Source organism: Pedobacter sp. GW460-11-11-14-TSB4, from assembly GCF_059423705.1.
In genome coordinates this window covers 98,305-118,820 of record NZ_JBWKYI010000001.1, presented here as the reverse complement: position 1 = coordinate 118,820, position 20,516 = coordinate 98,305, and the positions used below count along the sequence as shown (strand labels likewise).

The 20,516-nt window shown below is 37.7% G+C and carries 22 protein-coding genes; 12 read left to right on the top strand and 10 right to left on the bottom strand.

Annotated features, from left to right (window positions below; all coding sequences use genetic code 11):
• Positions 1–56: 56 nt before the first annotated feature.
• The 6 genes from bioB to AC07YT_RS00555 form a co-directional block, all read right to left on the bottom strand.
• The gene (gene bioB / locus AC07YT_RS00580) at positions 57–1,058 is read right to left on the bottom strand and encodes a biotin synthase BioB (RefSeq protein ID WP_086546446.1); all 1,002 of its coding nucleotides are present in this window, start codon (positions 1,056–1,058) and stop codon (positions 57–59) included.
• A 112-nt stretch (positions 1,059–1,170) separates the two neighbouring features.
• Positions 1,171–2,520, bottom strand: a complete 1,350-nt coding sequence (gene mgtE / locus AC07YT_RS00575) for a magnesium transporter (RefSeq protein WP_086546447.1) — start codon at positions 2,518–2,520, stop codon at positions 1,171–1,173.
• Between the two features lie 52 nt (positions 2,521–2,572).
• Positions 2,573–2,869 carry a type II toxin-antitoxin system RelE/ParE family toxin gene (locus tag AC07YT_RS00570; protein WP_086546448.1) on the bottom strand — a complete coding sequence of 99 codons (297 nt, stop codon included), beginning with the start codon at positions 2,867–2,869 and terminating at the stop codon, positions 2,573–2,575.
• Positions 2,869–3,111: a type II toxin-antitoxin system ParD family antitoxin gene (locus AC07YT_RS00565; RefSeq protein ID WP_086546449.1), complete on the bottom strand. Its 243-nt coding sequence runs from the start codon at positions 3,109–3,111 to the stop codon at positions 2,869–2,871. Before AC07YT_RS00565 ends, AC07YT_RS00570 begins: the two co-directional genes overlap by 1 nt.
• A 51-nt stretch (positions 3,112–3,162) precedes the next feature.
• Positions 3,163–4,284, bottom strand: a complete 1,122-nt coding sequence (corA, locus tag AC07YT_RS00560; RefSeq protein WP_478356633.1) for a magnesium/cobalt transporter CorA — start codon at positions 4,282–4,284, stop codon at positions 3,163–3,165.
• Positions 4,285–4,287: 3 nt separating this feature from the next.
• Entirely contained in the window at positions 4,288–4,899 is a 612-nt protein-coding gene (locus AC07YT_RS00555; protein ID WP_086546450.1) for a WbqC family protein, read from the bottom strand.
• Positions 4,900–4,938: 39 nt separating this feature from the next.
• Here AC07YT_RS00555 and AC07YT_RS00550 point away from each other — a divergent pair, with 39 nt between their 5' ends.
• Positions 4,939–5,811 carry a lysophospholipid acyltransferase family protein gene (locus tag AC07YT_RS00550; protein ID WP_086546451.1) on the top strand — a complete coding sequence of 291 codons (873 nt, stop codon included), beginning with the start codon at positions 4,939–4,941 and terminating at the stop codon, positions 5,809–5,811.
• A 6-nt stretch (positions 5,812–5,817) separates the two neighbouring features.
• Complete coding sequence (locus AC07YT_RS00545) at positions 5,818–6,831, top strand: glycosyltransferase family 2 protein (RefSeq protein ID WP_086546452.1); 1,014 nt, start codon at positions 5,818–5,820, stop codon at positions 6,829–6,831.
• Between the two features lie 110 nt (positions 6,832–6,941).
• Here the strand turns inward: AC07YT_RS00545 and aroQ are convergent, their stop codons facing one another.
• Positions 6,942–7,358 (bottom strand): type II 3-dehydroquinate dehydratase, encoded by a 417-nt coding sequence (aroQ, locus tag AC07YT_RS00540; protein ID WP_478356636.1) that lies wholly within the window; start codon positions 7,356–7,358, stop codon positions 6,942–6,944.
• Between the two features lie 49 nt (positions 7,359–7,407).
• Between aroQ and xerD the strand changes: the two genes are divergently transcribed.
• Positions 7,408–8,307: a site-specific tyrosine recombinase XerD gene (gene xerD, locus AC07YT_RS00535; RefSeq protein ID WP_086546453.1), complete on the top strand. Its 900-nt coding sequence runs from the start codon at positions 7,408–7,410 to the stop codon at positions 8,305–8,307.
• Between the two features lie 159 nt (positions 8,308–8,466).
• Here the strand turns inward: xerD and prmC are convergent, their stop codons facing one another.
• Positions 8,467–9,354, bottom strand: a complete 888-nt coding sequence (prmC, locus tag AC07YT_RS00530) for a peptide chain release factor N(5)-glutamine methyltransferase (protein ID WP_086546454.1) — start codon at positions 9,352–9,354, stop codon at positions 8,467–8,469.
• Positions 9,355–9,434: 80 nt separating this feature from the next.
• Here prmC and ribD point away from each other — a divergent pair, with 80 nt between their 5' ends.
• From ribD to AC07YT_RS00505, 5 genes are all read left to right on the top strand, one after another.
• Positions 9,435–10,487, top strand: coding sequence for a bifunctional diaminohydroxyphosphoribosylaminopyrimidine deaminase/5-amino-6-(5-phosphoribosylamino)uracil reductase RibD (gene ribD / locus AC07YT_RS00525; RefSeq protein ID WP_086546455.1), 1,053 nt, complete (start codon positions 9,435–9,437; stop codon positions 10,485–10,487).
• Positions 10,488–11,357 carry an EamA family transporter gene (locus AC07YT_RS00520; protein WP_086546456.1) on the top strand — a complete coding sequence of 290 codons (870 nt, stop codon included), beginning with the start codon at positions 10,488–10,490 and terminating at the stop codon, positions 11,355–11,357.
• The gene (locus AC07YT_RS00515) at positions 11,344–11,958 is read left to right on the top strand and encodes an IMPACT family protein (protein ID WP_086546457.1); all 615 of its coding nucleotides are present in this window, start codon (positions 11,344–11,346) and stop codon (positions 11,956–11,958) included. The genes AC07YT_RS00520 and AC07YT_RS00515 overlap by 14 nt, the downstream gene beginning before the upstream one ends.
• 76 nt (positions 11,959–12,034) lie before the next feature.
• Positions 12,035–12,895, top strand: coding sequence for a nucleoside phosphorylase (locus AC07YT_RS00510; RefSeq protein WP_086549327.1), 861 nt, complete (start codon positions 12,035–12,037; stop codon positions 12,893–12,895).
• A gap of 67 nt (positions 12,896–12,962) precedes the next feature.
• Positions 12,963–14,921, top strand: coding sequence for a tetratricopeptide repeat-containing sensor histidine kinase (locus tag AC07YT_RS00505; protein ID WP_086546458.1), 1,959 nt, complete (start codon positions 12,963–12,965; stop codon positions 14,919–14,921).
• Between the two features lie 58 nt (positions 14,922–14,979).
• Here the strand turns inward: AC07YT_RS00505 and AC07YT_RS00500 are convergent, their stop codons facing one another.
• Positions 14,980–15,375 carry a DUF1398 domain-containing protein gene (locus tag AC07YT_RS00500; protein ID WP_086546459.1) on the bottom strand — a complete coding sequence of 132 codons (396 nt, stop codon included), beginning with the start codon at positions 15,373–15,375 and terminating at the stop codon, positions 14,980–14,982.
• 3 nt (positions 15,376–15,378) lie between these two features.
• A complete protein-coding gene (locus AC07YT_RS00495) occupies positions 15,379–16,428 on the bottom strand; it encodes an aldose epimerase family protein (protein WP_086546460.1) in 1,050 nt (349 codons plus the stop codon).
• Positions 16,429–16,504: 76 nt separating this feature from the next.
• Here AC07YT_RS00495 and AC07YT_RS00490 point away from each other — a divergent pair, with 76 nt between their 5' ends.
• From AC07YT_RS00490 to AC07YT_RS00475, 4 genes are all read left to right on the top strand, one after another.
• On the top strand, positions 16,505–17,671 hold the full coding sequence (locus tag AC07YT_RS00490) for a galactokinase (protein ID WP_086546461.1): 1,167 nt from the start codon (positions 16,505–16,507) through the stop codon (positions 17,669–17,671).
• Between the two features lie 62 nt (positions 17,672–17,733).
• Positions 17,734–18,264: an RNA methyltransferase gene (locus tag AC07YT_RS00485; RefSeq protein ID WP_086546462.1), complete on the top strand. Its 531-nt coding sequence runs from the start codon at positions 17,734–17,736 to the stop codon at positions 18,262–18,264.
• Between the two features lie 15 nt (positions 18,265–18,279).
• Positions 18,280–18,945 carry a YdeI/OmpD-associated family protein gene (locus tag AC07YT_RS00480; protein ID WP_086546463.1) on the top strand — a complete coding sequence of 222 codons (666 nt, stop codon included), beginning with the start codon at positions 18,280–18,282 and terminating at the stop codon, positions 18,943–18,945.
• A 237-nt stretch (positions 18,946–19,182) separates the two neighbouring features.
• On the top strand, positions 19,183–20,508 hold the full coding sequence (locus AC07YT_RS00475) for an OmpA family protein (protein WP_086546464.1): 1,326 nt from the start codon (positions 19,183–19,185) through the stop codon (positions 20,506–20,508).
• Positions 20,509–20,516 lie beyond the last annotated feature (8 nt).

Sequence of the window (20,516 nt, the reverse complement as noted above, 5' to 3'; positions counted from 1 at the left end):
CCAGAAACAAAAAAGTCCCGATCAAAATCGGGACTTTTTTATTACTTTATATTTAATTAAACAGCTTCCTGTTCGATCCTTGTATTTGCTGGTCTGCCATTTTTAAAGGCATCGCGGGTTTTCAGGCCCAGCAATTCAAACATTGCCATATCATCTATAAATGCCGGATTTGGCGTCGTTAATAATTTATCGCCTGCGAAAATAGAACTTGCACCAGCCATAAAGCAAAAAGCTTGTTCCAGCGTACTCATTTCATTTCTACCCGCCGATAAACGTACCACCGAATTTGGCATGACGATACGTGCGGTAGCAATCATCCTTACCATATCCCAGATTGGAACACGTGGCTGATTTTCTAAAGGAGTACCTTTTACGGGTACCAAAGCATTAACCGGAACTGATTCAGGGTGCTTTTCCATGTTTGATAAAGTCTGTAACATCGAAACACGGTCTTCTACCGTTTCACCTAAACCGATAATACCACCACTACATACGGTTAATTTAGCTTTACGCACATTTTTAATGGTATTTAAGCGATCATCGTAAGTTCTGGTCGAAATAATACGTTTGTAATCATCTTCAGAAGTATCGATGTTATGGTTATATGCATATAAACCAGCATCAGCCAAACGTTGTGCCTGATTTTCGGTTAGCATGCCTAAAGTACAGCAAACTTCCATATCCATATCATTCACAGCTTTAACCATTTCAATCACTCGGTCAAAATCACGGTTATCGCGTACTTCGCGCCATGCAGCTCCCATACATAAACGTGATGCTCCACCCTCTTTTGCTTTAACGGCAGCACTAACAACCTGGCCAACCTGCATGAGCGGTTGCACTTCTAAATCGGTATGGTAACGGGCTGCCTGGGGGCAATAGCTACAATCTTCAGCACAGCCACCGGTTTTAATCGAAATTAATGAACTTACCTGAACTTCATTATAATCTTTATTTTCTCTGTGAATGGTTGCGGCTTCATAAACCAGATCTAAAAATGGTCTATTATAAATTTCGTGTATTTCTTCTTTTGTCCAATCGTGTCTTGTTTTTTGCATCGGGATCAGATTTTACAGATTTTAATTTATGTAGTCTTAGTTAAATTAACAGGTGCTCAATTTAGTTTTGCAAGCATTCAATCTTGAAATCCTAAAATCAAGTAAATCCTGATTATAGTAAAAGTTTACTGGCCAATCCTAAAATTAATAGGAAACCAAAAACATCGGTAAAAGTAGTAATAATTATAGATGATGCAATGGCAGGATCGATACCTACCCGTTTTAAAATAAGCGGAATACCTGCCCCTGTGATGCCCGCGATTACCAAATTACCCGTCATAGCCAGGAAGATAACCAAACCGAGCATCGGATTTCCGTCAAAAAAGAAAGCAAAAATAAATACAATCAATCCGTTAGCTGCACCGTTAATTAAGCCCACGGTAAACTCTTTCAAAACGGTTCTGTAAGCTTGCTTATCTGTTAAATCGTATAGCGAAATACGCCTCACGGTTACCGCAAGTGCCTGGGTAGCAGCATTTCCACCCATCCCGGCAATAATGGTCATATAAGCGGCTAAAGAAGGGATGAGTTTAATAGTAGGATCGAAATAACGTACCACCGATGATGCTAAAAAAGCCGTACCCAGGTTGATGATTAACCATGGTAAACGCGATTTTACCGCTTCAACCCAGTTACCGCTCAATTCCTCATCTTCCGATACCCCCGAAATTTTCAAGATATCTTCTGTACTTTCGGCCTCCATTACATCGATCACATCATCGAAAGTTACCCTACCCAGCAATTTCTGGTGATCATCTATTACCGGAATACTGGTTAAGTTATATTGCGAAATCAGGTTGGCCACTTCTTCCTGATCGGTATCAGGGTGCACATAAACGGCATCTATTTTAACCAACTCTGTTATCTTGGCATTGTGTTTGGCTTTAATGATATCTTTTAACGAAACTATACCTTTAAAAATTTCCTCGTCATCAACTACGTAAATGGTATAAAACTCCTCCATTTCTTCGCTTTGGCGGATAATCTCATCAATCGCATCCTTTTTAGTGAGGTTAATGTTTACACAGATCAATTCTGTGTTCATCAAACCACCCGCGGTTTTTTCGTCGTAAGTTAAAAGGTTTCGGATTTCTGAAGCGTGATCTTCGGTCAGGTCTTCTAAAATCTCGTTCTGTTCGTGGTCTTCTAACTGGGAGATAATGTCGGTCGCATCATCATAATCCAGTTCCTCAACAATCTCGGTACGTTTATCGGGGTGTAGCTGAAAAAGTAAATCTTCAGGATGGGATTCTTCATCCATCTCAGAAATAATCTCGGAAGCTATTTCTGCGGGAAGCAGGTTGATAATATGCTGTTGTTCGGATTTATCCAAACGCTCAAACAAAATCGCGATTTCTGAGGCATGATATTCCTCTAAAACTACTTTTAAAGTTTCATCACCAGCTAAAATTGCATTTTTAACCTTGAGTACGTCGCTTTTATCTATTTCGAATGACTGCATCTATAACCTAACCAAAAACGCCCTAAAGCTACAAATATTAAAAATTGATTTTTTACAATAAGTGACTTTTAATATTAGTCATTTGATGCAAAACCCTAATTATTTCTACTGTACCATCCTCACCCAGTTTGTAGAATATTAAGTGTGATTTAACCAATGAACATCTATATCCCTTTAATATATGATCCATTATCTTTCCATGTTCAAAATGGTTTGATAGATATTCACACTCATCGAGCAATAAACTGTAATATCGATCTGCCTGATCTTTAGACCAGTTTTTAAACGTATATAACCAAATATCTTCTAAATCTACCTGCGCAGCTTCACTAATACGGTAATTAACCATTATAAATGTTTGCGGTGTAACTTTTCCAAGTGCTTTACAGGATCGAAATCTTTAACGAACCCACTTTCCTCGCCTATTTTTAAAGCCGCGCGCAACAGTTCAATTTGCTTCTCCTCTTCCTCTAACAGCCTTAAACTTGTTCTAATTACCTCACTGGCAGAATTAAATTTCCCAGACGCTATTTTTTCACTGATAAAATTATCGAAATGATCGCCTAATAATATTGATGTATTTCGCCCCATGATTACTTATTTATTTCTAAATATACCAATAATTGGTACAAACACAAAACCTTATTTAAACCAGCCTTTACGCCAAAAATAAATTACCTGCAAAACCGCAATGACAGCCATTACAATCCAGGTATACAAGTAACCATGTTCCGCGTATAATTCGGGCATATTATCTTTCAGTATTTTTCCGGTTGTAGGATCTTCCCTGCTAAAATTCATTCCATAAATCCCTGCAATAAAGGTTAAAGGAATAAAAATGGATGAAATGATGGTTAGAACCTTCATAATTTCGTTCATCCGGTTGCTGATAATCGATAAATTCATATCGATATTGGCAGAAGCAATCTCTTTGAGTGATTCTATAAAATCAATAATCTGGATACAGTGATCATAAGCATCCTTCATGTAAGTTTTGGTCAGATCGGATATTAAGGGACTATCGGTACGGATAATATCATTCAGTTTATCCCGCTCCGGCCAGGCTACTTTCCTAATCGTGATTAAAGACCTTTTAATAGCTTGTGTATCGTACATGATTCTCCGGTCAGGATGATCGTATAAACGGTCTTCAATTGTATCCAGCTCTTCACCCCAGAAATTTAATAAGGCAAAATAATTATCTACGATAACATCCATAATGGCATACATCAGGTAACTAATGCCGCCAATACGAATGTTGCCCTTCCCTATTTCCAAACGTTTCCTTACAGGTTCAAAACAATCAGCATAAGTTTCCTGAAAGGTGATCATTGTACGTTCTGATAAGATAAAAGAGATCTGATCATTATTTAAAGTATTCTCCTCGTTTAAAAACAGATGCCTGCTTACCGCAAAAATGTACTTATCGTTATCATATTCATCCAGCTTCGGGCGCTGGTAAGAACTGGTAATATCTTCCAGTACCAGCCTGCTGATATCTAACTTTGAATAGAGCGTTTCAAATATATTCGGATCACCCAATCCTTTTATATCAAACCAATAACAAAAATCTTTATTTTCAATCAGTTTATCAATATTATTGATGTTCTCCAGTTCCACTTTTTTATAACTCTTTTCGTTATAAGTATGAAGTACAATAATTGGTTTTAATGCATCTTCGTCAATAGTATATAAACCCGGACTGGTACCTGGTGCTGGAACTTTATAGTGCTTATGGCGGTTACGCGGCTTGTTTTTTCCCATACATTATAAATATAGCCGGGCTTGCGGGCCCTGGTTAAACAACAAATCAACAATACTTAAGTTGGGCAAAAATTGATGTCTATCTTCAAAAACCTGATAATATGGCTTATTGTTTACAATATCTTCCTCTTTTTTAGGATTCATGATGGTACGATAATCCAGCTCCGGCGCTATATCATCAAAATACTCGGTGGTCACCTCGAAGGTTTTATTTAGTTTTAGCTTTTTGCTCAGCCACTCTACCAGTTCGAGGTTATAATCGAACAAAAATTCGAATTTATTGGTATAAAAACGTGAAAGTTCGTCTTCATAAAACTCGAAATAGGCCGAACTTCTGTAACAGCTTTCCAGGCTTAACCAATGTAAACGTTGCCATTTAAAATCATAACTAATCCGCACATCTTTCATTTGCGTGTGTGTTTTTGAGCCTTTAACCACAGGAACGGTAATATCCAGTTTTCCATTGGGCGAATAGATACTGGCCCTGTTGCGGTAAGTCTGCTTAGCTAAATGTTCATGTTTTTCGATTAAAAAATCTGTCCCAAGCTTTTGTAATAAAGTAAAATAGCCCACTGGTGGAAGATAAAATAATGGAAGTATAGCTGTATTCTGCATTTGAAAATTTATGTTTGTAGTTGAAACGTTTTAAAAATAATGATTAAAAGAGGGATTGCGCACGTTGGCGTATTTTTTTTATACCTGTTATCGCTGCTGCCTTTACCTTTGCTCTTTTTTTTTGCAAGATTACTATATTATCTGCTTTATTACGTAATAGGCTATAGAAAAAAAGTTGTCAGACAGAATTTAACCCACTCTTTTCCTGAAAAAGCTCCTCTCGAAATTAAGGCTATTGAGAAAAAATTCTTCCTGTATCTGGCCGAGCTTATTTTCGAAATCATTAAAATGACCAGCATTTCGAAAGCCGAAACGTTAAAACGCGTAAAATTTACGGGTTTGGAGCAACTAGAAGCTCATTTTAAGGCTGGAGAAAGTGTACTTGCCTGCACAGGCCATTATGGAAACTGGGAATTGGGTACTTTAGCTTTGGGCTTAAATATCTCTGCCAAAACCATGGTGATTTATAAACCCATTAGCAATAAAGTTTTCGGAAAGTGGTTTGATTATGCACGAACAAAATATGGGAATGTTTTTATCGCCATGCGACAAACTTTGCGGGGAATAGCCGCTTATAAAAACGAACCCACGCTTTTATGTTTTGCAAGCGATCAATCGCCTACCAGAGAAGAAACGAAATATTACGTAAATTTTCTGCATCAGCCCACTGCGGCACTTTTAGGTGTAGAAAAAATTGCGAAGTCTACTAAAAGACCGATATACTATTTTAAAGTTAACGTAGTAAAAAAAGGCTATTACCACATAGAAGTTTTGCCCATGTGCCTGGATCCGGAACGAATGCATGAATTCGAGATTACCGATCTACACTTTAAGTTTTTAGAAAATATTATTAAAGAACAGCCGCAATACTGGCTTTGGAGCCATAAACGCTGGAAATTTAAACCCGAATAAAAAAGAATGAACCCATCTGTAGCCGTTGTAATTTTAAACTGGAATGGAAAAGCATATTTAAAGCAATTTTTACCAGGAGTTTTGCTTTCTGAATATGATAATCTGCAAATTGTGGTGGGCGATAATGCCTCCACCGATGATTCTGTTTCATTTTTACAAGAAAACTTCCCTACCGTTAAAATTATCCAGAACGATCAGAATTATGGTTTTGCAGGCGGCTACAATAAGGTTTTAGAACGTGTTGAGGCTGATTACTTTATCTTACTCAATTCGGATGTGGAGGTAACTCCCAACTGGATACAGCCAGTGATTGACCTGATGGAAAGTGATGCACAGATTGCCGCAGCGCAACCTAAGATTAAATGGCAGTTAAACAAAAAACAATTCGAATATGCAGGCGCTGCAGGAGGTTATCTGGATATCTACTCTTTCCCGTTCTGCAGAGGCAGATTGTTTAATGTATATGAGTTTGATCACGACCAATACAATGATCAAACGGAAGTTTTTTGGGCAAGTGGGGCTGCATTTTTCATTAAAAGCAAATGTTGGGAAGAAGCGGGAGGTTTAGATGCAGATCTGTTTGCACATATGGAGGAAATTGATCTTTGCTGGCGTTTAAAGAACCTCAATTATAAGATTATGTATTGTCCGGATGCCGAAGTTTACCATGTAGGTGGCGGAACATTACAAACGGAGAATCCCTTTAAAACCTATCTCAATTTCAGGAACAACCTCATCATCATGCAGAAAAACCTACCTGCTGGCGATGCCATTTTCCGAATTACGATCAGGATGTTTATTGATTTTGTTGCGTGGTGGCACTTTTTGCTAACCGGAAAACGTAAATTCACCATGGCAGTGACCAAAGGTCATTGGCATTTTCTTAAATCGCTTTCAAAAACGAACAAAAAGCGCAAAAGCGTTCAAAAAGCATATAGTGAACATACCGGAGTATACAATAACAGCGTTGTGTGGGCATTTTTTATTAAGAAAATCAAATATTTTTCGGAATTGAAGTAAGAAGTAAGTCGTGAATCGTCATTCCCAGCCCGACTAGGAACAACGATTGCTAAGATAATTGCAATCCATAAGTTTTAAGATTCCCGCCTGCGCGAGAATGAGGACTCTTTTTAAATCAACAAACTTTCAATAGCCAGACGATACCCCTTCATACCAAAGCCTGTTAAAACACCCTGACAGTTTTTCCCGGTTAAAGAAACATGACGATATTCTTCACGGGCATAAATATTAGAGATGTGTACCTCAACCACAGGCGTTTTAATCGCTGCTATTGCATCAGCAATCGCTACTGAGGTATGTGTGTAACCGCCGGCGTTGAGCACTACCCCATCATAACTAAAACCAACTTCATGCAGTTTATTAATAATCTCACCCTCAACATTACTCTGATAATATTCAATTTCAATATCCGGATAAACCGTTTTTAATTCTTTAATATAATCTTCAATACTGGTGTTTCCGTAAATAGATGGTTCGCGAACGCCTAATAAGTTTAAGTTTGGGCCGTTAATAATTTGTATTTTCATAATATAATGTTGTAACGTTGCAATGTTATAAAAAATCTCAAATAAAAGCATGCTTTGGCCATCATATATTAAAGGATTTAAATCGTATTTAAAGTTAGAGCGGTCGTTATCCAGCAATTCTGTTGATGCCTATCTGAGCGATATTGATAAACTGATCCAGTTTTTTCAATCTTTAAATGAGGAACCCAAACTAACAGATATAACCATAACGCATTTAAAATCTTTTATCTCCTGGCTGAATGACCTGGGTATGCAAGCCAGTACGCAGGCTCGGGTAATATCGGGTCTAAAAGCTTTTTTCTCCTATTTAATGCTCGAGGAGGTGATTTCGAACGATCCTACAGCGCTGCTTGAAGCACCAAAACTCAGCAGAAAATTACCCGATACATTAAACATTTACGAAATTAACGAACTTATTGCGGGCATAGATGCCTCAAAATCCGAAGGCATGCGCAATAAAGCCATTATGGAAGTATTGTACGGCTGTGGCTTGCGTGTAACAGAATTAACCGAACTCAGGATCTCCAATGTATTTCCGCAGATTGAATTTATAAAAGTAATTGGAAAAGGAAATAAAGAACGTTTGGTCCCTATTGGAAGCGTAGCGTTAAAATTGCTCGATATTTACATCAATGAAGTGCGTGTACATGCTAATATTAAAAAAGGACATGAAGATTTTATCTTTTTAAACCGTTTTGGTGCTAAACTTTCGCGTATTTCAATTTTCAACCTGATTAAAAGCCTGGCCATTTCTACAGGATTAAAGAAAACAATCAGTCCTCATACCTTAAGGCATTCATTCGCTACCCATTTAATTGAAGGAGGTGCCGATTTACGAGCCGTACAGGAAATGCTGGGCCATTCGAGTATTACTACCACAGAAATTTATACGCACATCGACAGAGACTATTTAAGAGAGGTCATTACGCAGTTTCATCCGAGGGCTTAGAAATACAACCGAAAGACTAAAGCTGAAAGACCAAAAGCACCTTTGTAGATCCTGAAACAAGTTCAGGAGGACGAACGCCGAGAGATTTTACTCCTCTGCAACATATCTTCTGACCTCATTCCTCGAACTTCAAATATCTTAATCCCTGCTATTGATTCCTCACTTCTGACTCCCGACCTCGGACATCGGACTTCCAGCGCTCACCATCCTATCCTTCCCTTGCATATCCTGCCTTAACTCAATATTTACAAAGCCTTTATCTTTTAACATTTCAACAGTTTCTTTACCTAAATATTCGTTGATCTCGAAATAAAGTTGTCCGTTAGGTTTTAGGTTAGTTTTTGCAAACTCAGCAATAGCTTTATAAAATATCAACGGGTTTTCGTCACGAACAAATAAGGCTAAATGGGGTTCGTAAACCAATACGTTATGATGCATATCTGCCTTTTCTAAATCCCTGATATAAGGCGGGTTACTCACGATTATATCAAATTTTTCTTCAGACCTGAAAGTCAAAATATCGGCCTCAATAAACCTGATCTGCTCTCCCAACCTTTCGGCATTGTGCTTGGCTACAGTAATGGCATGAGCAGAAACATCCAATGCAGATACTTCAGCTTTTGGTAAATGTTTTTTAAGTGTGATGGGAATGCATCCAGAACCGGTTCCAATATCAAGAATACTGATTTTATGGTTACTGTTAACTGAAAACTGCGAACGGTTATCTGAAATAATCCAATCTACCAGTTCTTCTGTTTCCGGCCTCGGAATAAGCACATGCTCATTAACGCTAAAAACAGCGCCATAAAAATGGGCTTCTGCTAAAATGTGTTGAATAGGTTTTCCAATCTGCAAATCGTTAAGGATACTCAGGAGTTTTTGCATGTTGATGAAACTGACCTCAATATTCTTTTGCATGATCAGTTTACCGGAAGATAAGGCTAAAACCTTCTCAGCAGCAATACTAAATAATGCTTTTGCTTCATTATTATCATATAATGGCTCAAGTTCTAGTTCGTAATGCTCAGCTAATTCTCCTATCTTCATATTTACAAAATTACTTAATTGAGATGATAACAGCGCTGTTTTGGTAAGGCCGTGACTCTTTTTTTACTACTTTTGCGCTAATGAGCGATGAATTTTATATAAAACGCTGTCTGGACTTAGCGGCCCTGGCTTTGGGTAACGTTAGTCCGAACCCAATGGTTGGCTGTGTTATTGTTGTAGACGGCAAAATTATTGGAGAAGGATATCATCAGGAATATGGAAAATCGCACGCCGAACCCAATGCCATTAAAGCTGTATTTGATCACTTTGGCAATGAGGCTGAAAATTTATTAAAACAAGCTACTGCCTATGTAAACCTGGAGCCCTGTGCGCATTTTGGCAAAACACCTCCCTGTGCAGATTTGCTGGTCAAACATCAGTTAAAAAAGGTAGTTATTGGCAACAGAGACCCTTTTTCTGGAGTTGACGGCAAAGGTATCGAGAAACTCAGAAATGCGGGAATTGAAGTGTTAAGTGGAATTTTAGATGATGAATGTCGCTATTTCAACAGAAGGTTCTTTACCAGAATCCAAAAGCAAAGGCCATATATCATCTTAAAATGGGCCGAAACCGCAAATGGCTATTTCGCAACAAAAGATGGTCACCAGAAATGGATTAGCGGTGCCCTGGCCAAACGTTTAGCGCACCAATGGCGTAGCGAAGAAGATGCCATTCTGATCGGCAAACAGACTGCCATTATGGATAATCCGCAATTAACTTCGCGTGAATGGCCTGGCAAAAATCCCATTCGTCTGGTAATCGACAAAAACCTTCAGGTGCCAGTCACAAACCATATTTTCAATACAGCGGCCAAAACCATTATCTTTAATGAGGTTAAAACCGATGTAATAGAGAATATCCATTATATCCAAATGGAAGATATGCACTTTTATTTAGCGCAAAAAGTTGCCTTTCAGCTCTACCTGATGGATATACAATCGGTAATTATTGAAGGTGGCGCCAATATTTTAAATCAATTTTTAAGTACCAACCTATGGGATGAAGCGCGTATTTTTACTTCATCTAACAGCTGGAATGAGGGAGTTTCCTCGCCAGCCATAAATGGAAATTTGCAAGACACTGTACAAATTGGAAATGACAAACTCTCTATCTATCTAAACGACATCAAATAAATGATTTACATTATTTTAAGCATCTGCTGCAGTGTTACTGTGGCCGTTTTATTAAAACTGGCCAAGCGATACCAAATCAGTATTATTCAAGCCGTTACCATCAATTACCTTGCTGCATTAAGCTTATGTTTTCTCTTCTTCAAGCCTGATGTTAAACTGATTACCTCTAGCGCACCATGGCCGATTTATATTGCCTTAGCTATTCTATTGCCATCGATATTTTTATTCCTTGCTGCCTCGGTAAAAAACCTGGGCATTGTTAAAACCGACATTGCGCAGCGTTTATCGCTATTTATTCCGATACTGGCCGCTTATTTTATTTTTAAGGAAGATTTTAATAACCTTAAAATTATTGGGCTGGCAATAGGTTTTGTGGCAATTTTTTTAACTTTTATTCGAAAATCTGATCATGAGGAAAGCAGTAAAGGAGGACTCCTCTATCCCGTTATGGTTTTCATTGGTTTTGGGGTAATCGATGTCCTTTTTAAACAAATTGCATTATACAAGGAATTGCCTTATACTACATCGCTTTTTACTGTTTTTTGTCTGGCTTTTATCGTTTCATTGCTTATCGTAATTTCGATGGTGGTGGCCGGCAAAATAAAAATACAGCTGGTAAATGTAGTTTGCGGATTTATTTTGGGCTTCTTCAATTTTGGGAATATCCTTTTTTATATGAAGGCCCATAAAGCCTTAGCCGAAAATCCATCTACCGTTTTTGCAGCCATGAATTTAGGGGTCATTATTGCAGGTACATTAATTGGCGTAATTGTTTTTAAAGAAAAACTAAGCAAATTAAATTATGCAGGTATAATTTTGGCAATTGCAGCCGTTATCTTCATTACACTATCGCAAAATGCTGTTCGATGATTCATATAAAACCATCGAAAGTACTTCAGAAGGTATATTTCGAGATAAAGGCAGCAAATTTATTGCTTATGCCTACCCAATCCGTAGTGAGGAAGAAGTAAAACCGATTATTACCAGTTTACGTGCAGAACATGCCAAGGCCAGGCACTTTTGTTATGCTTATCGCCTAACACCTGACCGGTCTGTTTTCAGAGTGAATGATGATGGCGAACCTTCTGGTACTGCAGGTAGACCAATTCTGAATTGTTTATTATCAGAAGATCTGACTAATATCCTGATGGTGGTTGTTCGTTATTTTGGAGGCACATTATTGGGGGTTCCTGGTTTAATTAACGCATATAAATCTGCTAGTATAGAAGCAATTAAAGCAGCTGTCATTATCAACAAAACAGTTAATGATGTTTACGAAGCCTATTTCGAATACCTGCAAATGAACGAGGTAATGAAGTTGAGCAAAGAAGAAAACTTGCAAATATTAGGGCAGCAGTTTGATACCAATTGCATATTGAAATTTGAAGTGAGAAAAGCACAACTCAATCAGGTTTTAAGTAAATTTGATAAAATTGATGGGGTTAAATTAAAATACCTGCAAACGATTTAATAACCATGTCTTGAGTAATGATTACAGCTATAAATTCTGGTAATCAGTGAAATCTGCGGGCAAATATGAACCAAATATGAAAATATCAGAAAGCGACTTAATCATCAATCCTGATGGTAGCATATACCACCTAAATCTTTTACCTGGAGATATTGCCGATACCGTAATTACTGTTGGCGATCCCGACCGTGTGGGCGAGGTAAGTAAGTATTTCGATAAAATAGAGTTTAAGAAAGGCAAACGCGAATTTATTGCCCATACAGGCTACGTAGGCAAAAAACGAATTACCGTTCTCTCAACAGGGATCGGTACAGACAATATTGATATCGTTATAAATGAACTAGACGCACTGGTTAATGTTAATTTTGAAACCCGTGAAATTAAAAAAGAGCTTACCTCATTAAATATTATCAGAATTGGTACTTCCGGAGCTGTCCAACCGGATATTCCAATGGGAACGATTTTAGCGTCGTCCTATGGCTTAGGGATGGATGCGCTAATGAATTATTATCTTCAGCAATTATCTGGTGATGAACAGCTTTTAATGGACGATATTAAAGGGCATTTTGGACACCTCAAAAACATTCACCCCTATTTAACGGCAGCAAGCGAAACACTGTTAAATACTATTGGTAAGGACATGGCAAAGGGCATTACCATTACTGCACCAGGCTTTTACGCCCCACAAGGCAGAATTGTCAGGGCAAAAAATGCCGTTCCCGATTTTATTGGTTTGATTAACAGTTTTAAGAGCAACCAATACCGGATTACCAATTTAGAGATGGAAACTGCCGGAATTTATGCTTTAGCAAAGGTTTTAGGTCACAGGGCACTCTCCATTAATGCCATTCTGGCGAGCCGGGTAAAATTCGAGTTTAGTAAAGCACCCGACAAAATTGTAGAGCAGGCCATAAAAATGGTTTTAGAAAGGATATAGATGATTTTAAATTCCTGTTTTAAGTATTGCATTAATCTGCTATATTTATTTTAAGCGATAAAACTACATGAAACGGGCTTTAACTATTTTGATCCTTTGCAACTGCTTTTTCTTGTCTGTTTTGGCACAGGGAAATTTATTGAGTAAAAAGCTGATCGAAATGAAAAAGATTGCCTTAACTCATTACAGCCTGCATCAAATGCGTCCATATATCGACACATTGAACAGAATTTCCTATTTGTATTATAAGGAAAATCCGGATAGCAGTTGGGCTTACGCAGAAAAAGCCTACAAACTTGCTAGTGAAGAAAAATATCTGGTGGGTATTGCGCGGGCAAAACTAAATTTTTCGGGCAATTATTATTATCAGAAAAAATATGATAAAGCTTTTAAAGAGCTGAATAATGCTTACAGAATTGCGACTCAAACCTCCGATCAGGTTTTAATAGCAGTTTGTTTAAATAATATCGGACTCGCTTACGTACAGCAAAAAAATTATCCCATTGCACTTGGTCATTTTCACCGCTCTTTAGCATTGGCTAACAGCATTAAAGATTTTAATACGCAAATGCTCAGCAACTTTAACCTGGGTTTTTGTAATGCATTGCTTTTTGGCAAAGATAAAAAACAAGGTTACTTCAAAACTTCAATCCAACATTATCAGATTGCACAGGAAATAGCTAAAAAAATAAATAATATCACCTACATCTATACCTGTTATAATCGTATAGGAGATTTATATATCCTCAAAAATGATCACAAAAGTGCAATCAAATATTTCCAGATCGTTTTAAGCAATAAAAAAGAAGTTTCAGACTGGGAGCTTGGTGCTGCCTATGCAAGCCTTGCTAAAGCGAATATCGGATTGAAGAAATTTGATGATGCCATAAAATATGCTCAGGTAGGCTTTTCTATCGCAAAAAAAGATAACGACCACATCAATATCGATAAATCACTTACTGTATTGGCACAGTCTTACCAGGCAAAAGGTGACTTTAAAAATGCCTACAATACATTATCAGAAAAGGTACGTTTCGCTGCGTTGGCTACTGATGAGGAAGCCAGGAAAAAGATAGATGAATTGCTCATCACTCAAAAAAACCTCGAAAATCAATATTTAACCAGAGAGATCTCGGTAAAAGAGAAAAATATTGAGCTCAGCCGCTTATTGATTATAGCAACTGTATTTTTCTCATTGGTCGTTACGGTTTTATTGGCCACGGTTTATCGCAAATCAAAGCAAAGAAGCAGATTGAATAGATTATTGGCCGATAATAACATCGATATCCTTCAACAGAAAGATCTGATCGCGCAACAGAATATAGAACTGCAAAATAACGACGATTATAAAAATAAACTGATACTGGTTATCGGTCACGATTTGCGTTCGCCATTTGCCACGACATTACAGGCAACCAAGTTTTTTAAAGAAGGTGATTTTAGTAAAGAAGAACTTGACCTTTTTATTGATGATTTTCAGGAAAAAATATTGAGCAGTCTGGAGATGTTGAATGATTTAATTATATGGACGAAAAATAATAAATCAACCAAGGCCAACAGAACCCCTTACAAACTCAATAGCGTAACCGATCTGGTTATTAAAGAATTGGCTCAGACTATTTCGTTGAAGCAGATATCCTTACATCATCACCATACAACAATAAACGATGTGGTATTAATAGATGAGAAACAAGTAATGGTTATCTTAAGGAACCTGATTACCAATGCCATTAAATTTACCAAACCTAAAGGCACTATTGAGGTTTTTTATAGTGCTGAAATAGCTACCAATAATATTTTTCTTCACATTAAGGATAATGGTGTTGGCATGGATCCCAAAAAAGCGGCCAGGCTTTTTGCTGTTTTTGGTGATGAAATGTCATCTAAAGGAACTGCCGGTGAATCAGGCCTTGGGATTGGCTTAAGTTTGGTTAACGATTTTGCAAGATTAAACGATATCAAAATCCAGATGAAAACGCAGGAAAATGGTGGAACTGAGTTTATTCTGGGTTTTAGCCTTGTTTAATACACTCTGATCGTTCAATCAACCATCAGAGTGTATCGTTATAAATTAATCAGTTTGATTAAACGCTGGGAATATGCTCTTTTACCAGTTCATTCCCTTCTGCATCCAGATAGGTACAGGTCATTTCGTCCAGATCAGTTACCCATTTTTCAACACCCGCATCTGCAGCTTGCTTACAAAATGTAAAATAATCGGTTTCTCCCTGCTGATGTATTTTCAAAGCATGCGCCAGTTTATCAGCAGAAGATGCTGTATTGATCGTTAGGCCTGGGTACTCGTCAGGGCTTACCTGTTGAGCATTATCTTCATCATCAAAATAAATCGATAAGCCGTTAGATAAGTACACATCATTACGTTTAACACCCATTTCCTTAATTTCTTTTATAAACTGAGGAAAATCTGCACCAGTTTTAATTTTTGATTCTGCTGCCCGGATGTTTTCGATCGTGAACATAATTTATCTGTTTAGTGAAACTTTATAAATGGTTGTTTGCGTGTACAAATCATCCGGTCTTAAAATGGTAGTTGGAAATGCTGGAATATTAACGGCATTTGGATGGTGTTGTGTTTCTACACAAAAGGCACCATAACTGTCATAATCCTTTCCGCCTTTACCGTTCTTTACGCCTAAATATTTTGCGGTGTACAAATGGGCTACCGGTTCTGTAGTATATACGCTTAAAACTAAACCGCTTTCTTCCTCAATTGTTTTGCTGGCCAGCGATAAATCGCCATAAATCTTGTCTAAAACGAAAGTTTGATCATATCCCTCATCCTCATTCCAATCCTGCCCTATCGCTTTAGATTTAGTAAAATCCAAAGGTGTACCTTCAACAGGGATTAATTTACCCGTTACCGAATAATTATCATCTTGTTCCAAATAATTTGAAGCGAAAATCTGTTGTTTATGGTTTTTAATGCTTCCACCTTCAGGAGCGAGATTAAAATAACTGTGGTGTGTTAAGTTAATCGCGGTAGCTTTATCGGTTTCTGCCTCATAACTTAATATCAGCTCATCATTGTCAGTCAGTTCGAATGTTAAATCAATAACCAGGTTTCCGGGAAAATTTTCCTCTCCATCCACACTTTCATATTGCAGGGTAACTGAGGGTTGTGCGCCATCATTAATTTCAACAATATCCCATACTTTTTTATCAAAACCTACTATACCGCCGTGTAGTGTATCGGTACCGGCGTTTTGTGCCAATTGATAAGTTTCATCATCAATCTGGACTCTTCCATTTTTAATGCGGTTGGCATATCGGCCAATTATAGCACCAAAATAAGGGTAGTTTGCCAAATAAGCTGGATTGAGGTATTCGTCAAAAGTATCGAAACCAAGCACGATATCCTGTTTTTCGCCTTTGGCATTCTTAACTACAAATTTGTTGATGATTGTACCATAATTGAATATTTTGACATAAGTGCCTTTGCTATTGGTTAGTTCGATTGCGATAACTTCTTCGCCATCAATAATTTTTCCGGTTGGTATTTGCTGAACGCTCATAAATTGTAACTTAGGGCTTTTGTTTCCTAAACAAACATACTATTATTAATGCTTTTTATAAATATATTTTAGCCAAATGAACATTAACCTACAGGAAAAATTTGCCGAACAATACCATAAAAAAGCTGATGCCATTTATTTTACGCCCGGACGGGTTAACCTCATAGGCGAACATATTGATTATAATGGCGGTTTGGTTATGCCCTGCGCCATTACCTTAGGAACCTGGGTAGCTATAGCCCCAAATAACGACAACCTATTTAGGTTTAAAAGTTTAAACTTCGATGTTCAAACAGCGGTAACAAGCAATACCATAAACGAAAAAGATGGTAGCTTATGGGCGAATTATCCTGTTGGGGTAATTAACGAATTTATTAAGGATGGTAAGGAAATTAACGGCTTAGATTTTCTGTTCTACGGAAACATTCCAATCGGATCAGGACTTTCTTCTTCAGCTTCTATAGAAATAGCCACCGCTTATGCCTTAAATACTTATATAAATCTAGGTTATGATAAGCTGGACCTCGTTAAAATCGCTAAACGTGTTGAAAATGACTTTATCGGTTTAAATTCGGGGATAATGGATCAGTTTGCGGTTGCTTTTGGAGAAAAAAACAAGGCAATTGTTCTAGATTGTGAAACTTTAAAATACAAAATGGTTGATGTTGATCTCGGCAATTATGTTCTGGCCATTATCAATACCAATAAACCACGCGAACTGGCCGATTCTAAATACAATGAGCGGGTTGCTGAATGCCAAACAGCATTAAAATTATTAAACGAAGAAATAACCCTTCATTATCTTTGCGAGTTAACCGCTGAGAAATTTGCACTTCACAGTCATTTAATAACAGATCAAACGATCTTAAACCGTGCGACGCATGTAGTTAAAGAGAATGATCGCGTTCATTTAGCAGCTAAAGCACTAAATGGAGGAAATTTAGCAGAGTTTGGCCGTTTGATGTACGCCTCTCACGAATCTTTACGAACATTATACGAGGTAAGCGGAAAAGAACTGGATGCGGTAGTCGATTTTTGTGCTGATTATGAGCATGTAATCGGCGCAAGGATGACGGGCGCCGGATTTGGTGGTTGTGCAATCGCTTTATTAGAGAAAGGTTTTGAAGAAGATTTTGCAAAAAATTTAACAGATTACTACGTAGAGAAGATCGGCTACCCGGCTGCCATTTACATTAGCGAAATTGGTAACGGGCCATATTTAACTACAGATCCTCAAAGATAAATACAGATTCGGCATGATATCGAATCGGTGTAATCCCCCGATCTGTGTAATCAATTAAAATAATGAGAAAATTAAAATTAGACGAGTTAAATCGTCCGGATATTGAAGAGTTTAAAGCACAGGAGAAGTTGCCTGTAGTAGTGGTTTTGGATAATGTCCGCAGTATGCATAACGTAGGCTCGATTTTCCGCACTGCAGATGGATTTGCCCTGGAAAAAGTGATACTTTGCGGTATTACGGCACAACCGCCACACCGCGAGATCGAAAAAACAGCATTAGGTGCCACACAATCTGTTGATTGGATACACTATGCCGATACCTTACAGGCTGTTGACGCCTTAAGCGCTTTAGGTTATGAGATTGTTGCGATTGAGCAGGCAGAAAACAGCACGATGTTAAATACTTTCCAACCCGATCCAAACAAAAAATATGCACTGATTTTTGGGAATGAGGTTGATGGTGTGAGTGATGAAGTGATGGCTAAAATTGATGAGTGTATCGAAATCCCGCAATTCGGAACGAAACATTCTTTTAATATCGTAATTTCTGCAGGTATTGTTTTTTGGGATTTCTTTGCTAAATTAAGGTTATAGTCTTTCATAAGAGAAATGGAAAATCTATTCTTAAAAAAACTTCGGGTAAAATCTGGTGATGTGATTAAGATAGTTAATGCTCCGGAGCAGGCGGGTGCTATATTTGGCGATATCCCTTCAGATATTACGATAAAATATAATGGAGATGAAACTACGTTTAACGCATTGGTCGCTTTTGCCATAAACAAAGATCAGCTCGACCAGCAAATTAAAAACAATCTGGATTATATTGATGCCAGGACCATTATCTGGATATGCTACCCTAAAAAAACGTCAAAAATCAAGTCTGATCTTGATCTGATGAAAAGCTGGGAAGAATTGAATACATTCGGCTTAACACCATGCGCATCAGCAGCAGTAAACGAAACCTGGACAGCTTTGCGTTTAAAACTCATTGCTGAAGTAAAACCATCCGGAATGCGGAACGACCATATTAAAACCAACGAGTTTGGTGAATATATCGATCCGGTGAATAAAATAGTCAAACTCCCTGAAGATTTAAAAACCCTTTTGGAAAGCCATCCTCAGGCATTCGATTACTTTAATCAGCTCGCTTATACCCACCGCAAAGAATACGTGCTTTGGCTTTTATCTGCAAAACAGGATAAAACGCGTGCAGGCAGGCTCGAAAAAACTTTAGAGATGTTATTAAACCATAAGAAAAATCCGTCAGACAAGTAGGATTTAAACCACTACATCACAGCTCCGAATTTAGATTTTGTATAGAATACTAGACAAAAAATGGTAAGATCTTAAATCTAAAGTAACTTTTTTGTGAAATAATTTTACACCCCTAATCTTCTGATAACATGCTATTTGTAAGAAAAATTATGCTTTTGGCAGGGTTTTTTCTTAGTCCGTTCAAAACAGTACGATATAAAAACTGTTAAGAGACTAATATTTACAAAATAGAAAAACATGAATACAAGAATTACTAAATCAACAATGTTGATTGCTTTATTAGGTTTATCATCACAATTATTTGCACAGGAAACACCAACCAGCACCAGTGCTGCAGGCCGTTTCTCTCCTACTCAATTCCGTACCTGGTCTATAGGTGTTCATGGAGGTTTATTAACCCCAAGAACTATTTTTGGCAATTCGAACCATCAATTCGAAACGCCGGTTGAGCACATCGGTTACGGTGGTTACATTAAAAAACAAATTTTGCCATCATTGGGTATCCAAGCCGATTTCTTAGCTGGTAAAGTTGAAGAATTAAGAGCTGCAACTGGTACAGGTACTTTTATTCCGAATACTGGTTACAAAACCAATATCCAATGGTCGGGTGCTTTATCTGCCGTTTGGAATGTAGCAAACATCAGTATCAATCAGGAAAATGCAGTACTTATCCCTTACTTAAAAGCGGGTGCTGGTTACATGTCATCAGGCGCTACGACTAACCCTGCCAATGTACAGGATGCCGGATATTACAGAGAAGGTTGGTTTGTACCAGTTGGCGCAGGTGTTAAATTAGGTGTTGCTAAAGGTATTAATGTAGATTTAGGTTACGATGTTAATTTTGTTAAATCAGCTAAATTTGATGGATTTAATGGTCCAACTAACGACAGGTTTGCCTATGCACATGCTGGTTTAGAGTTTGCCATTGGAGATAAATCAAAACCTCAGTTACAAAACTACAGCTCTTTGGCAAATTTAAACAAACAAACAGCTGAAGAAAGCGCTGAGTTAAGAAGAGCATTATCAACTGCTGAGCAAAATGCACAACGCGATAGAGAGCAATATGCGAAAGATTTGGGTGATGATGATAATGATGGTGTAGCCAATAAATTCGACAAATGTCCGGGAACAGCATCAGGTACTGTAGTTGATGGTTCTGGTTGTCCAATTAAAGTTCAACGCGAAATTATTAAAGAAACCAAAGTAATTACTGAGGCTGACCGTAAAGTGGTTAGAGATGCGATTTCTAATTTAGAGTTCGATTTAGGTAAATCAACTATCCGTTCTAAATCATATGCTACTTTAAACCGTGTTGCTGGTTTATTGGTAGAGAAAAACTTTAGCTTAAAATTAGCTGGTCATACTGATAATACTGGTAGCAGAGAGTTAAACTTACGTTTATCTAAAGACAGAGCCGAATCAGTAAAAGCTTATTTAGTATCACAAGGTGCTAATGCATCAAGAATTGAAGCTACAGGTTACGGACCTGACCAACCAATTGCAACAAACAAAACTGCAGCTGGTCGTCAACAAAACCGTCGTGTAGAGTTTACGTTATACTAATCGTAAAT